At 38.0% G+C, this 14,480-nt stretch carries 15 protein-coding genes and 1 pseudogene; 2 read left to right on the top strand and 14 right to left on the bottom strand.

The annotated features are described in order from the left end of the window. Positions 1-3: 3 nt before the first annotated feature. From ACP8HI_RS07255 to ACP8HI_RS07235, 5 genes and pseudogenes are all read right to left on the bottom strand, one after another. Positions 4-1,020, bottom strand: a complete 1,017-nt coding sequence (locus ACP8HI_RS07255) for an ABC transporter substrate-binding protein (protein WP_438350443.1) — start codon at positions 1,018-1,020, stop codon at positions 4-6. Positions 1,021-1,152: 132 nt separating this feature from the next. After that, on the bottom strand, positions 1,153-2,769 hold the full coding sequence (locus tag ACP8HI_RS07250) for an AraC family transcriptional regulator (RefSeq protein ID WP_438350442.1): 1,617 nt from the start codon (positions 2,767-2,769) through the stop codon (positions 1,153-1,155). A 250-nt stretch (positions 2,770-3,019) separates the two neighbouring features. Further along, positions 3,020-4,775 (bottom strand): annotated as a pseudogene (gene thrS, locus ACP8HI_RS07245) (threonine--tRNA ligase). A gap of 631 nt (positions 4,776-5,406) precedes the next feature. After that, on the bottom strand, positions 5,407-5,625 hold the full coding sequence (locus ACP8HI_RS07240; protein ID WP_438350441.1) for a hypothetical protein: 219 nt from the start codon (positions 5,623-5,625) through the stop codon (positions 5,407-5,409). A 64-nt stretch (positions 5,626-5,689) separates the two neighbouring features. Further along, complete coding sequence (locus ACP8HI_RS07235; protein WP_438350440.1) at positions 5,690-5,884, bottom strand: hypothetical protein; 195 nt, start codon at positions 5,882-5,884, stop codon at positions 5,690-5,692. Between the two features lie 520 nt (positions 5,885-6,404). Here ACP8HI_RS07235 and ACP8HI_RS07230 point away from each other — a divergent pair. Beyond that, positions 6,405-6,923: a dimethylsulfonioproprionate lyase family protein gene (locus ACP8HI_RS07230; RefSeq protein ID WP_438350439.1), complete on the top strand. Its 519-nt coding sequence runs from the start codon at positions 6,405-6,407 to the stop codon at positions 6,921-6,923. A 655-nt stretch (positions 6,924-7,578) separates the two neighbouring features. Then, positions 7,579-7,809, top strand: a complete 231-nt coding sequence (locus ACP8HI_RS07225; RefSeq protein WP_438350438.1) for a hypothetical protein — start codon at positions 7,579-7,581, stop codon at positions 7,807-7,809. Positions 7,810-8,081: 272 nt separating this feature from the next. On the opposite strand, the gene ACP8HI_RS07220 is transcribed toward ACP8HI_RS07225, so the two are convergent. From ACP8HI_RS07220 to ACP8HI_RS07180, 9 genes are all read right to left on the bottom strand, one after another. Then, positions 8,082-8,252, bottom strand: coding sequence for a hypothetical protein (locus ACP8HI_RS07220; RefSeq protein ID WP_438350437.1), 171 nt, complete (start codon positions 8,250-8,252; stop codon positions 8,082-8,084). A 218-nt stretch (positions 8,253-8,470) separates the two neighbouring features. After that, positions 8,471-9,073: a CatB-related O-acetyltransferase gene (locus ACP8HI_RS07215; RefSeq protein WP_438351736.1), complete on the bottom strand. Its 603-nt coding sequence runs from the start codon at positions 9,071-9,073 to the stop codon at positions 8,471-8,473. A gap of 596 nt (positions 9,074-9,669) precedes the next feature. After that, complete coding sequence (locus ACP8HI_RS07210) at positions 9,670-10,605, bottom strand: alpha/beta fold hydrolase (RefSeq protein ID WP_438350436.1); 936 nt, start codon at positions 10,603-10,605, stop codon at positions 9,670-9,672. A gap of 61 nt (positions 10,606-10,666) precedes the next feature. Then, a complete protein-coding gene (tnpA, locus tag ACP8HI_RS07205) occupies positions 10,667-10,816 on the bottom strand; it encodes an IS66 family insertion sequence element accessory protein TnpA (protein WP_438350435.1) in 150 nt (49 codons plus the stop codon). A gap of 286 nt (positions 10,817-11,102) precedes the next feature. Continuing rightward, entirely contained in the window at positions 11,103-11,450 is a 348-nt protein-coding gene (locus ACP8HI_RS07200; protein ID WP_438350434.1) for a RidA family protein, read from the bottom strand. Positions 11,451-11,659: 209 nt separating this feature from the next. Continuing rightward, on the bottom strand, positions 11,660-12,172 hold the full coding sequence (locus tag ACP8HI_RS07195) for a GNAT family N-acetyltransferase (RefSeq protein ID WP_438350433.1): 513 nt from the start codon (positions 12,170-12,172) through the stop codon (positions 11,660-11,662). Positions 12,173-12,426: 254 nt separating this feature from the next. Next, entirely contained in the window at positions 12,427-12,888 is a 462-nt protein-coding gene (locus tag ACP8HI_RS07190; RefSeq protein WP_438350432.1) for a hypothetical protein, read from the bottom strand. A 390-nt stretch (positions 12,889-13,278) separates the two neighbouring features. Further along, positions 13,279-13,722, bottom strand: coding sequence for a HEAT repeat domain-containing protein (locus ACP8HI_RS07185; RefSeq protein ID WP_438350431.1), 444 nt, complete (start codon positions 13,720-13,722; stop codon positions 13,279-13,281). A gap of 77 nt (positions 13,723-13,799) precedes the next feature. Continuing rightward, the gene (locus ACP8HI_RS07180) at positions 13,800-14,171 is read right to left on the bottom strand and encodes a DUF6173 family protein (protein WP_438350430.1); all 372 of its coding nucleotides are present in this window, start codon (positions 14,169-14,171) and stop codon (positions 13,800-13,802) included. Positions 14,172-14,480 lie beyond the last annotated feature (309 nt).

The following is a 14,480-nucleotide window of genomic DNA, read 5'->3' as shown; positions in this document are numbered from 1 at the left end:
GACTCACTTTTCTTGAATAAATTCTATATTTCCCACGGCCTTCAGAAAGGCAATTTTACTATAAGCCGTACCGCCCTGAGCGATCGGATCTACTAAATTGATATACAAGTTATTGTTCTTCACCGCATTAATACTTTGCCATATTGGATTACTTTGCAGGTCTTCAAGAGCTTTTGGATTATCTGCATTCTCATCCTCAGCAAATTGAACGAAAAGATAATCTGGATTAATCTCTGATAATTTCTCCAAGGAAACAATTTGTTGAGCCTTAGCCAGTTTCACTTCTTCAGGGACTATGGCTCCTAATTCGGCATAAATGGATGGATTAAAAAAGACATCCTCAGGATAAATGGCAATATTTCCTGCTCGAACTCTAACAAAGAGAACATTTTTATCTTTAAAGGTTGTACCTATCTTTTCTTTGAATAATTTGACATCATCCTTGTACTTTAGCAGTACCTGCTTCGCTTCTTCCTGCCTTCCTGTAAGCTCAGCAAGTAAATTCAAGTTCGCTTCCCAATCCGTTGATATATGGGATACTGGGATTGTCGTCGCGACCTTTTTGAACTTCTCGATCGACTCAGCTGGGAACTTTGTGCTACCAAGTATAATATCAGGCTTCAGATTTAACATGGTTTCAACATTGGGTTGCGTCTTTTCCCCGATCCCTTCTACGCCATCAGTAATATCTGCAAACATCGAAGGGAAGTCTCCTCCCACAGTTGTAGCTCCAATCGGTTTAACTCCAAGCACCAACGCATCCTCCATCGACTCCTGTGATCCTGCGAAGATGATTCTTTCCGTAATAGCTGGTACCGTATATTCTTCACCTAGATAAGTTATTGTTCTTGCTTCTACTGAAGTACTTGCTGGACTATTAGAGGAACTATTACTAGTGGCAGTCTCATTTTGACTCACCGCTACACTGTTTGTAGATTTAGCCTCCTCCTTATTTCCACAAGCTACTACAACCAACATCATGATAGATGCCATTACTAATACGCATACTCTCTTATTCACGTCTTTATTAAACCCCTCTCATTTAGTCTTTCTGAATTATTCAATCAAAAACGACTCTTCTAATTGATAACAATTCTCATTAAAAGTATAAACTACATTCTTTTCTTATAACATGGATAATATCTAGAATCATTATGGACGATCTCCATCCATGATTCTCAGCATGTCATCAACTATACGCTCACAAGCATATGCAGAATATTCTCGCCATGGATCTGATGAAATGTAATACACGTGATTTCTCCTTACTGCTTTTAAGTTCTGCCATAATGAAGAAGTTTGAAGCGATCGCCAATGATCCAATGATTCCGGCTCTTGACAAATATTCAATAGAATCCGATCCGCATCTAATTCTACAAGTTGATCTATTGTTAGGGGCTGCTTGCATTCGAATGGATGTACCTGGGGCACTAATTTCAATTGTAAATCATCATACAATACCTCTTTCATCCCTCGAGCAGGACACAGAAAATAGGTTTGCTTATAAATACTCATAATCAGAATAGTATCATCTCTCAATTCCCTATTCAGACGCTCACGTGCAAACTTCACCTTCTTGTCATAGTTAAGTATCCATGCTTCTGCTTCTTGAGATACTCCTAGGTATTCGGCCGTTAGTTGTAATTGTTCTCGCCAATTTTTGTCGATCCAGGGAATGTAGATTACAGGTGCAACACTTTCCAACCTTTCCTTTTCCACAGGTTGTAAAATATCTATGCTTATAATCATATCTGGTTCAGCATGGGTAATCGCTTCAATATTAGATTCCCAATCCTCATCATATCGATATGCACTAAGATGTAATTGAATATCTGCTCGGTACATCTTATAATAATAGCCTGACCATTTCGGGTGAAGCGGTGCACCATACGGAATGATATCAAGTGCTAGTAACTGACCGAGAACACCAGATGAATAAGCTACGATTTTACGACGGCGATTTTTCATATAAGCCTTGGGCGATACACCGACCACCTTCTTAAATATACGACTGAAATAAAACTCATCATTATATCCAACTTGATGAGCAATATCTCTCAATCTGACATCTGAATGAACCATCAATTTCTTTGCATTGTTGATCCTAACTTCCGTAACATAATCAATCGTGCTTTTATAGTAAATCTTTTTAAATAGATTCACATAATACTTAGGGCTAATCTCGGCCATACGAGCTAAGAGCTGAATCGTTAGGCTCTCATGATAGTGACTTTCAATATAGGCCTTGGTGCGATCCATAGCTCCTCGTGAGTCTAAATCAGGCAATTGTCGAATATTTTTAATAATCAAATATAACAATTCCTGAAAAACCGACTGTCCTCGGAATCGCTCTAGTGATTGTTCACTACGGTAACAGCTGTTCATTAATTCACATAGAATAACCATCTCTGTTTGGGGATAAATTAAGAGTTCCCCCTTCATCGGAAATATTTCAACCGACATTCTATCCCTAAATACATCGAACTTAATGACGTAAAGATCCAATTCATCCGCTTCTGCTCTAGAAACTCCAATCGTTTGACCAGGCACAGCGATATGAACAGCATCTTGTTTTAATATGTACTCATTAATCCCCATCATTAACCGTCCCATGCCGCTCTTTACTATGATCAGGACATGTGATTCAACAAGTTGTTGCTCCAGCCATCCATCGTGTAGTAACTCGATACTTCGAACATTTATCAATAGATTGTCCAGAGAGACATATACAGTTTCATTATGAATATATGTATTAGGCAAGAAGAACACCCCTTCGCTTCATGAAAATGATAATCATTATCAATAGAACTTATCACAGTGTCCGAACTATGGTCAAGATCATTTATAGTAATCATAACCCTCAAATTAACGTATCCCGATTGGAATTGGATCCCTCTTACGCTAAATCATACAAAAAAAGAATGACATTCGCCCATAGATGGGATTGTCATTCTCTTGGATCACTTTCCTAATAATTATATGGAAACTAAATTCATCCATTCCCACAAATTCAACAGGTTCAACCAATCTGTATTTGGATTTCTCCATTCACCATATCAATCAGTTCTGTTACACTTTTAATACCCAAATCACCTTCGCCGCGTTTTCGAACGGATACGCTAGTTGACATCTTCTCATTCTCACCAAGAATGAGCATGTAAGGTGCCTTCTCTAGCTGTGCCTCGCGAATCTTGTATCCAAGTTTCTCATTACGTACATCAACCTCTACTCTAATTCCTGCCTTTTGTAACGTTCTCTTCACCTCATAAGCGTAGTCGTTATAGTTCTCGGACACCGGCAAGATCTTCGCCTGCACTGGCGCGAGCCATAATGGAAATGCCCCACTATAATGCTCCGTTAGAATACCGATAAATCGTTCCACGGAACCAAATATAGCTCGGTGGATGACAACCGGTCGATGCTTCTGGTTGTACTCTCCCACGTATGTCAGATCGAATTTCTCCGGCATCTGAAAGTCCAACTGAATTGTCCCACACTGCCAACTTCGTTTGAGCGCATCCTGAATGTGAAAGTCAATTTTAGGACCGTAGAACGCACCATCACCTTCATTCACACGATAATGTATGCCACGCTGATCTAGCACATTTCGTAAAGATTGCTCAGCTGTATCCCACAGTTCCTCTGATCCCATGTAATCTTCAGGGCGAGTTGATAACTCAATCTTATATTCAAATCCGAAGACCTTGTAAATATGATCAATCAAAGCAATTGCACGACTAATCTCTTCTTCAATCTGATCCGGACGTGCAAAAATGTGGGCATCATCTTGGCAAAAAGTACGAACTCGCATCATGCCATTCAATGCTCCTGAATATTCGTGGCGGTGTACTTGACCAAATTCAGACAGACGAATCGGCAAATCCCGATAGGAGTGCAGACTATTTTTATAAATAAGCATATGCCCTGGACAATTCATCGGTTTGAGCGCAAATGTTGGGTAGGTAAAATGGCATTCCAGGTGCCTCTTCTGAGAACATGAACAATTCGAGTTCTTTACCCAGCTTTCGGTGATCACGTTTCCTGGCTTCCTCCAACATATAAAGATGTTGCTCGAGATCTGCCTTTTTTGGAAAAGAAGTGCCATAGATGCGCTGTAGCATTTTATTATTGGAGTTCCCGCGCCAGTAAGCCCCCGCTACGCTTAATAACTTGAACACTTTGATTCGTCCAGTAGACGGTAAGTGGGGTCCACGGCACAAATCTACAAACTCCCCTTGCTCATAAATCGAAATGACCACATCCACGGGTAGATCGGCGATAAGCTCTAGCTTCAACGGATCTTCCAACTCCCTAAAAATCTGAATAGCTTCCACTCGGCTTACCTCTCGACGCAGAATAGGCAGATTCTCTTGAATAACTCTCTCCATCTCCTTCTCAATCGCTACAAGATCATCGATAGATAAGGGGTGCTCCATATCAATATCGTAATAGAATCCATCATCGATGACAGGCCCAATCCCAAGCTTAACGGCTTTCGAACCGTATAGGCGTTTAATCGCTTGCGCCATCACATGTGCAGTAGTATGTCTATATATACTCAATCCTTCTCGGCTATCAAGTGTGACCAGCTCAACGAGGCAATCATCCTCAATCGAGTGATTGAGATCAACGAGTGTACCGTTCGTTGTTCCAGCCACCGCATTCTTTTTCAAACCTGTACTGATTGATTCTGCCACTTCTAATATTGTGGTCCCTTGCGGATACCTCCTAACTGTTCCTTCTTGCAGCGTTACGTTAATCTCATTCATCTTGATTAGCCTCCATTTCTTATAAGTTATTGTATTATCTATTTTTTGAACGCAAAAAAACGCATCACATCCCCAAAGGGACGAGTGCGTTCAGCTCGTGGTTCCACCCTAATTCAACCCGTCACATCACATGCTAAAGCTTTCGCCACAACGTGTTAGAAACAAGGTCCTTCATTAATAATTAGTATCCTGTAACGTAGATAAGACGGTGATACGTACAACCGAAAGTCCATCTTCAGATCAACGGGTTCAGTACAACAGCTACAAAGGGGTAATTTCACAATCGGCACAGTAGAAGCTTGCAGCAATCACTTCTCTCTCTGGGCAGTCCGTAAAAGGAAATCTTGTCTTTGGTCAGAGCCTAACTTTTATTAGATTGCTCCAATCTATCTTTATGATCCAGCTATATACGCATACATCCATTACTCCCATGAATACAACGTTATATAGATTTCTTTTATTAATAACTTCCGCTCACATCCACGTTTGTACGCAGAGATTGTGATTTTTCCGTGATTTTCTTTTAGTGAAATCGCTCCACTAAGATCAATCAGACTCCTTTACTTTTCGTCCTTTATATTATAGTTACTTCTATAGTAAGAATAATTTGATTAGTCTGTAATTATTCTGGTCCACTTTAATAACTACTCCAGTATTCTGTACCCCGTGAAGGCGGTGCATGGCGACTGCTCTCTTGTTCCCAGGCTTGCAAAATTATTATGCTGTCTATACCACTTTTATCTTCCCAGCTAATGTAGCCTTTCTTCTCTAACTCTGTAAGGACGTGTTTAATGCGTCCTTCATTCTTACCGGTCTTTATTTGCAACTCTCTAAGTGTTGGCAACGCATTATGCATCGAATAAAAATTACAAAGTATCCTCAATATCTTACGCTCTAGATCCTCAAGCATTTCCTCACCTCTAAGCTGTTTTATTAGTAGGCTGCCATGCCAGCACATTGTTCAGGCTAAATGTCCGTGGCGATCCAGTCTTAAAACAGGTCGCTTTAATCAAGCCATTACGGATAGCGTTGACCTGGATCCTACGCTGCGTAATCTTTCCTGATTGGTCCATATAGATAATTTCGACTACTTGACCGATGTATTTAGCTGGCATGACATTCACTCCATTCAGAACATTTGTTCTTATTATATGCAAACAAATGTTCTTTATTCAAGTGGGAAATCAAACAATATCGCATGTATGTGGTAGTATATACCTAAGGGTAATAGACTCTAAATGTCCTTTATTATAAAAATATAGAAGGGATTAGTGCATGTTGATGTTTGTGAGAATAATGAGATTTTTTACTTTCATTGTATTGTTTGTACTGGGAATAGTTTCTTTGGCTAGGAGAAGGGAAACTCTAAACGGATGTTTCTAGGTTCAGTAGCAAGCTTTGTCTTAATTATAGTAGCATCGTCAAGATCATTTTTTCGCCAAGTTCTTGGGGATCAAGCAAGAAGAAAATTCGGATTTCACTTTTGTTTATTGGAGGTTGAATAACGCCATGGAAGATATGAACAGGTTTATAGACACATTCTTAATTCACCTACACAGACGTCTCGAACGTTATGAGACCAACGATTCCGACATACTCGACGAGATAAGCCAAATTTTGCAGGTGTGGCCTGTGGTGCCAAGCTCCGGAAAACTTCCTAGTCCACAAGGATCACCCGTCGCTAAGTATCTCGATATTGCATTGACACTTGGTGATACCGGCGCCGAGTCAAGCCTTGTGGCAGCTATCAGGCCCTTGGCACCATTCCTCCACTGGGCCTTCGGTTATCCACCACATCCGCTACATCCAAACCTAGAATCACATGTATCTTTCGCGCAATTTATCGGACCGGAAGATCTGGGAAGGGCTGACCACTTACTCATGGGGCTTACCTTATTAGCTCCTGAAACGCTTTATCCAGCACATGTGCATCCTGCTAATGAAATATACATACCCATTGGTGGGACAGGGGTTTGGATAAAAGGCAGCGAACAGCCAACGCCAAGAGCACCCGGATCTATTATTCTTCATCAGAGTGGGATTGTTCACACAACTGAATCGAAGTTCGATCCAGTCTTGGCGCTCTATATCTGGCGAGGTGACCTTATAACGTCATCAAAATTCTTAACAAATCCAGAAAAGTCATCTGGATAATGGATTACTCGTTGCAAGCCATTTTTGTTCGTATCGATAATTCAAGCGATGAACAACTACCTCCTACTTCGCCATGAAGCCAAATATATTCGGCATTGTCATCCGCTTATAATGCTCTCTTGGAATTATTAAACATTAGTTTTTTACTTCCAATTGATAGAAGATGTGCTCTGACAAATTATGAAGAACGAATTACAGATAGTCGTATCAATCAAAGAATGCCCGCAACATTCCATAGCGGTGAGGTAATAAACGGAGTGGCGGAAGTGTCAACCGACACTAAACGCGCTAAGATACGAACAATTAAGGGTCCAGTGTGGGTAGCGCACAAAGATATAGAAAAGGTATCGAGGGTAATAGATATGTTTCATTAAACGCAAAAAAGCCCACCGACCAATTGAAGGTTAGTAGAATATGATTTTCACTATTGGCAAATGTTTCATGTTAAGATATTTAATACTGTGCTAGTATCCAATTGAGGGGTATCTCCCCTTCACAATACCCACTCAACTAAACGTCTCCGCGTCCGGATGAGTGGGTATTTGTTTATTTCTAGGCAATAGAGTAATAAATATGTTTCATTAACGCACTAAGGCCCCGCCAGTGATTATCCTGCTCATATTATTCACTGATAAAAAATGAGGAGGCATAAAAGGTGGACTTATTATTTTGGATATCTGTTGGTTTCATCGTAATCGGATTTGTCGTTCTCGTTTCTATGAAAAAAAGTATGGAAAGGAAGGTAGCTTTAATAATAGAAAACGAGGAAAGTATGGAGAGTAAACAGATTTCAAATAAACCCGTTATCTGGTGGATAGTGGGAGCCACGGTATGGGGACTAGCAAGTATGTTTTTAATCGTACGGTCTTTTTCTGTTTATATGTAAAATGGATTTAGGACGAAGTAATTCATTTAGGAAAATTAAGAGTGGCTGCGGCTAACATCATAAATAAGAGGTACCTTTATAGTAGGTGATGAACCTTAAAGGGATATTATATTGAGGTTAGAAAGAGATAAAAGCTTCGTTAGCTTATTATATAGAAATCAAATAAGACCACTTTGGCGAAATGCCTTAGTGGTCTTTCGTATAGCAGGGATATATCAAAAAAATAAATAAAGGCCCTGCCAATAGGGGTTATTACAAGAATAAATATCTCTTTAAATTAAGAACGCTTTGGAGATTATAACTAGCAAAATGAACAATACTAATATTGCTCCTACACCCATACCACCAACACCACAACAACTGCCAATTCCACCAATTCCACCAATTCCACCAATTCCACCAACTCCACCAACTCCACCAACTCCATCAATTCCATAACCCATAGTAATTCCTCCTTTTAATTGAGTACACCATACTATATGGGGAATTATTAAATGAAGATTGGGTTTAATGGCAAGTAAGAGTTAGACCTTGAATCATACCCTATGTTTTTTTCTTGCTCAGGAAATGTTTCCTTACCGAAACAAGAAGACCACTATGGCGTTATGCCTTTGTGGTATCTTTTTCACTATCGTGTCCGGTTAGCTGAATACCGTTTTTATTATAACTTCAGTAAATCCATTAAAGCCTTCGTATTATTGCTTGTCAAAACGGGAATAAATTCAGTTATTTTTTCAATATCCCAATCCCACCACTCCATAGTATTGAGAATATCAATCGTTTCCTCTTCAAATCTATAACGTATTAATTTAGCTGGGTTCCCTCCTACAATTGAATAAGGTGGAACATCTTTGGTCACTACAGCATTTGTTGCGATAATCGCACCATCACCTATATGAATTCCAGGCATAATTGTAGCATTATAGCCTATCCATACATCGTTTCCTATTACGGTATCACCTTTGAAACCACCACTTAAATTCTCTAAACCGATTTCCCATTTTCCCCCAAAAGCCCCAAAAGGAAAAGTTGTAAAAGAATTTGTATTATGATTCGCACCATTCATAATAAATTTAGCATTGGATGCAATAGCACAGAATTTTCCTATTTTTAGTTTATCCCCTATAAAGTCAAAATGATAAAGGACGTTTTTCTCAAACCCTAATGGATCATTATTATCGTCATAATATGTGTAATCCCCAATTTCAATATTGGGGTTAACCACTATATTTTTCAAAAAACATAGGCTTCTGACATTTTTCATTGGAAAAACACTTTTTTTATCTGGACCAATCATTTAGCAACACTCCTAACTAGTTCCTTTTTATATTAAAATTTATTCTTTAATTAATCTGCCCGTTAGCTTAATCTATAACATAAACTACGCTGCCAATACTGGCAAGGTACGACGTTTACATTATAACATCAACAAGGTGCCATTGTGATGGGAGTTATGTCTCCCATTACAGGTAAATTATTCGATAAGTTCGGACCTCGTATTCTTGGGTTTGTCGGTTAATCCCCTAATATAAAGGTACCTCTTCTAAGAAATATAAGGTAAGGCCCCGCAGGATAATCACTGGCGGGGCCTTAGTGTGTTAATAAAATATATTTATTACTCTATTGCCTAGAAATAACAAATACCCACTCAACCGGACGCGGAGACGTTTAGCTGAATGGGTATTTATTGTGAGGGGGAGATATAAACGGTTCTTTACTTCACGAATTTTAAAATTAGATTTTTCTTTGACTTATAATAGTCCAAATATGTTATTTTTCCACAGATATGAAAACTATTGATATACTACCACTTAAAGGATGTTAAATTACAGACGTTACAGAAATCATTAGCCTGTAAAACTAATTCTGCTTTTTGATACTTATCAAAGACTGATTAAACTTGACTGACTCTTCCCACTGGGGAAAATGACTTGAATTTTCGAACCAAATGAGTTTTTTTGTCGTTTTTATTGTGTGATAGTAATCCTCTACTAATGAAGAAGAAACATGCCTATCATGACGCCCCTCAAAAAACGTAATAGGGACATCGAAACTCTTGTATTCACTAAAATCAATTTCCATGAGCTCTTGCCACAAATATTGTATAGATTGTAGACTCCCTTTTTCACGATTGATTAAATCTTTAAATGTGTACTTTGATGAAAAAATGAAATCCCATACCAGTTGGTTGTAATTGCTTTTTCCATATAAAGAATGTCTGTATCGAACCACTAATTTAGTAACAAATAATAAATCGTTTAACCAATCTTTTTGAGTCAATGAAAGGTCAATATTTTTCAATCGCTGAACAATCTTTTTTTGATTTTGTTCTTGACTTTCTTTCAGAACAAATTCATATTGACACTTCAACCCTTTTTTCATGTTAACTACTTGACCACATCCAAAATAACTATGTACTAGCTGTGGATATTTTTTAATGAAAATTAAGCCTAGGACACTTCCCCACGAGTGCCCTAAAAGGTAAACTTTTTCTTGTTTAAACGTTTCTAACAAATAATGAATTAAACTGTATAGGTCTTCTATATAAGTTTCAATAGATATTTGTTCCTCTTTCGAAAAAGTATAGTAAGATTTTCCAGCCCCTCTTTGTTCCCAGACTACAACATTAAACGTTTTTCCAAGTTCTGAGTTATATTTATAAATCAGTGGTAAAGCGGCATCACCTGGACCACCATGCAAATACACTAAAAGAGGAAGATTGTTATTTTCACCAAAAATAGAAATATATTGTTTTGAAGAGCCTATTTTTATATAGTTTGACAATTGAGTTTTCATTTTCTTCTCCTACCTTACTATCGTTTTTGAGATTCAAGATAACATCTTTATATTTGTTCCACTAATTGTAATTACCTCGTTGTTTGAAATAAGGAACAATTTCCTTCGTTAATTGATTAGCCTGACACCAAGCAGACATGGTAAGACCGTTAGCTTTGTAGTCTGCGATACGCATATTCCATTCTTGATGTTTCTGTTCTTTCTTAGTCATATGAGACAGCCCCTTATTCATTAGGTTGACTGTATCTTCTCATGAATAGGTTAGGAGATGAAGGTGGGCTGTATTTGACGCTTACGTAGAAAACCCTACTGGCCCTATCCCAGCAAGGTATCATATGTATTAAAAGGGGGTTTTGATATATTAGAGAATGAACCTTAAAGGAGATTATATCGAGGTTAGACCTTGATATAACTCTGTTAGCTTATTATATAGAAAACAAATAAGACCACGTTGGCATTATGCCTCTGTGGTCTTTATTATGCACTATCATGTCCCGTTAGTTCAATCCTTGGTACGCTATTCCGTCAATCATCATAAGACAATCTGAATCGATGAACTCTGTTGTGGATGTCATTCTTGCAGGGAAATTGTCCTTCTCAAAATACTCACAAAAAACTTGTTCCATTTCGGGTAAGTCCTTAATATTTTTGAGGTAAACATTAACTTTTACAACGTTTTGAAGTGGTAAGTCGAGTTGATTGAGTGTGTCTTTTAAGTGTGAAAAAGTATTGTGAATCTGCTCGGTAAAGTTTACTCCAAAACCTCTATGTAATCCTAGAAACACATAATCTCCAGCCTCAACAGCAGACGAATAGCTAAACGGCGTTGAAATTCGATTTATCATTTCCATGAGCCTCCTATGTAATAAGTTCGCTCTTCTACAGTAGAACATTTGTTCCTAATTGTAAATATTTTCTTTTAATTAAACTCCACGCTATTCTACCCGTTAGCTGAACAAAGGGCTACACTCGACAGCCCTTCGTTTATCGAACTATCGCGTTCCGTTAGTACAATAAGTTAGGAATTTATCTTCATCTAAAAACACCTTATAGCTTATTTCCATTCTTCTTCCAAAATAGCGTAATAGTATTCATCCCACCATTCAACACCATCTGGTATACATTTTTTAAAATATCCTTCTCTCCTCATTCCAATTTTCTCCATTACTCGATATGATGAAATATTCTGAGGCTGACATGTAGCAATAATCCTATGTAATTTCATTTTCTCAAAACCGTATTTTAATATAGCTTGTGCTGCTTCATAAGCATACCCTTTTTTGTGATATTTAGGATTAAACACCCACCCGATCTCATAAGTATGATCACCAAAATACTTATAAAAAACAATGTGACCAATGAGAAGATTTTCTTCCATTAATATAACAGGAAAATTCCCGGCGTTATCACCCGTGTTTTTATTTATAAACTCCTTAGCATCTTCTTCAGAAAAAATCCCAGTAGGTAAATATTTCATAACGTTAATGTCTGATGTATACTCATGTACAGCCTGCCAATCTATAACTTCAAATTTGCGTATCAATAATCTATCTGTTTTTATATACATTCTTCACTCTTCCCCTATCAAAATTATTAATCCATTTATATTTGTTTCGATAATAGATGTTAAATACCCTCTAAAATAAACAGTCCTTCTTCAACTATCCTGTCTAATGGTTCATTCTTATAACGTAAAATACCCTGCCAGCACTCTAGCCAGCAAGGTATCATATGTAGTGATGGCTATATTAGAGGTTAAGTATATGTTACAAGAATAATTTAGTTGTCTACTATAACTACACATAAACGTTTATCTAGCTTTTAAGGGGTAGGATCTAATGGCTTTTCAGGCTTATTCCTTTCAACCATATATTCTTCATTTATCTGATCATATCTCTCTTTAAATTTTAGATATTCGCTGAAATCAGTATCGTCGTTTCCTTGTGAGTATAACAGTAGATCCTTCAGCAAATTAATTAATTTGCTGATATTTCGTTTCTCTTGCTGTGACCGCTCATGGTAATTTACAAATGCATCCCATGTATTCAGTCCTGTTAATGCTGCACTTAGCAGAATAGCAGTATATTTACCAGCATCTCCAAGAAAACTCCAACCGAGGACCACTGCTATTGAGGAGGAAAATACTATTATCACAATTTTTAGAATGGTTGATTTTCGGGTTAATCTTGATCCAGAAGTAACCCCTTCCTCAATATCAATAGTGATAAAATCCGTTAGTGCCTTCAACTTTTCATTAACTTCGGTATTCGTTGGCCCACTCATCTCTCTCACCTACTAGCTCCGCATAAAACGAGCAAAATTTCTAAGTATTTTATTATTCAATTCCGAAGCACTTTCCGCATGCGAATTAGATTCAAGAATACTTTTCAAAGTAACTGAAGGCTCCTCCCCCTTATCTATCTCTATATCATCTAAAGGTAAAGGGGAGTCTGGCTTTAAACTATCAGGTAACTCCATTAGCACTTGAAAGGTTGAATTAGGATCTCTTCTTTTATTCGTTTGAGCCTTTGTGACTGGTGTTAAGAATATCTCTGGACGAACGGTAGAATTAAATATCCTAAATCACTAACCAATTCCCCTACCTCCGTCAATATAAATCCCCTCTCATTCATTTGGTTTAGTAAAAATGAACCGATTAGGGCGCTCTATCAATTACTTCTTTTTAGGAAGAGACTTCCATGCGCTTTCTAACCATGAATCGAATCGTGATTCCTTGTCACCTTCATAAGTATCGTATTCAACGGGTCGATTTTTCTGAAATGCTTCTTTGAACTCTGCGTATGAATGCTCTTCTGGAAGACTATTCTTAACTGATCCAAGGTATTTATGTATAGCTTTTATCAAATTACCTCTTTTTTTTCTCGGAATTCTAGCCCTTTCACCAAATGCCTGAAGACCAAGGAATGCTGCGTGCTGAACTTTATAAACGTCGTCACTCATCATCCTTTTCCACAGAATGTCAATCGACTGACGACACTTCCATCCACTCAATTCTCGAACAGCTTCTATCCGAACTTTCCAGCTGCTCTTGTTATTTGCATCGTTTTTCAATTGTTCATAGTTCGTAGGAATTCCTTCTTTAAAATTACTAGCCATCTATATCCCTCCCCTCGACATCACAATTCGACATCAAAAGAGATTTCCCTTTATAAGAGCAAAAGAAAAAGCACCGGTTAAGGTGCTGCGCTGAATCCTATTTGCCCCTTAGGTTCTTCGGGTTCTCTTCTTTGCACTGCCATCAGCAAAAAGCTAATTTGCGAGACATGTTGAACTAGATTTACTGGATCGCCATTTTCCAAATAACCACTGAACATTATTAAACTTGGGTCGTCATAGCTGACATCAGTAATATGAAATGTTACCGTTTGTCCAAAAGAAACCAATCTAACTCCTACTTCTTTGGTTTCATCCAAGCTTTGATCAAATTTATTGATCATTTTAACAATTTTCTTGTAAAACTCACTTGCGGTGTTTTGAGCCGGTGAGTTCACAATTTCAGGAATTTTAAACTCTGGCATTCTGATATTCGGAAATTGAAAGTCCATCCTCATCCCCCCTAACATCACAATATTCGACATCAAGAGAGACTTACCTCCTACACCCTTCGCCACCACTTAACACAACGTTCATACCATCCCAGCGACCCCAATCGCATCCCTTGCACTTAACCGGCTGCTTATACACCGGTGGATCCTTAACCCTCTTTAACTTCATCACTATTCCTCCTAAATTCTAAAATATAAAATAGAAAAAGCCGCTCCATAAGGAACGACTTCGTCTGAATATGTACGTTATTTCATGATTTTATTACGATAATTGATACTTTTGTTACGAATCTAAAGATTGGCGTCCGT

Source organism: Paenibacillus sp. FA6 (genome assembly GCF_051550225.1).
Taxonomy (GTDB): domain Bacteria; phylum Bacillota; class Bacilli; order Paenibacillales; family Paenibacillaceae; genus Paenibacillus_AQ.
Note: the sequence above shows the minus strand (reverse complement) of the source record. Positions and strands in the feature narration are given on the sequence as shown.

Excerpts from the sequence above, each read along its gene's own strand:
- ACP8HI_RS07240 (WP_438350441.1), bottom strand. The coding sequence starts at position 5,625 with ATGCATAATGCGTTGCCAACACTTAGAGAGTTGCAAATAAAGACCGGT.
- ACP8HI_RS07235 (WP_438350440.1), bottom strand. The coding sequence starts at position 5,884 with ATGCCAGCTAAATACATCGGTCAAGTAGTCGAAATTATCTATATGGAC.
- ACP8HI_RS07220 (WP_438350437.1), bottom strand. The coding sequence starts at position 8,252 with ATGGGTTATGGAATTGATGGAGTTGGTGGAGTTGGTGGAGTTGGTGGA.
- ACP8HI_RS07215 (WP_438351736.1), bottom strand. The coding sequence starts at position 9,073 with ATGAAAAATGTCAGAAGCCTATGTTTTTTGAAAAATATAGTGGTTAAC.
- ACP8HI_RS07210 (WP_438350436.1), bottom strand. The coding sequence starts at position 10,605 with ATGAAAACTCAATTGTCAAACTATATAAAAATAGGCTCTTCAAAACAA.
- tnpA (WP_438350435.1), bottom strand. The coding sequence starts at position 10,816 with ATGACTAAGAAAGAACAGAAACATCAAGAATGGAATATGCGTATCGCA.
- ACP8HI_RS07200 (WP_438350434.1), bottom strand. The coding sequence starts at position 11,450 with ATGATAAATCGAATTTCAACGCCGTTTAGCTATTCGTCTGCTGTTGAG.
- ACP8HI_RS07195 (WP_438350433.1), bottom strand. The coding sequence starts at position 12,172 with ATGTATATAAAAACAGATAGATTATTGATACGCAAATTTGAAGTTATA.
- ACP8HI_RS07190 (WP_438350432.1), bottom strand. The coding sequence starts at position 12,888 with ATGAGTGGGCCAACGAATACCGAAGTTAATGAAAAGTTGAAGGCACTA.
- ACP8HI_RS07185 (WP_438350431.1), bottom strand. The coding sequence starts at position 13,722 with ATGGCTAGTAATTTTAAAGAAGGAATTCCTACGAACTATGAACAATTG.
- ACP8HI_RS07180 (WP_438350430.1), bottom strand. The coding sequence starts at position 14,171 with ATGGACTTTCAATTTCCGAATATCAGAATGCCAGAGTTTAAAATTCCT.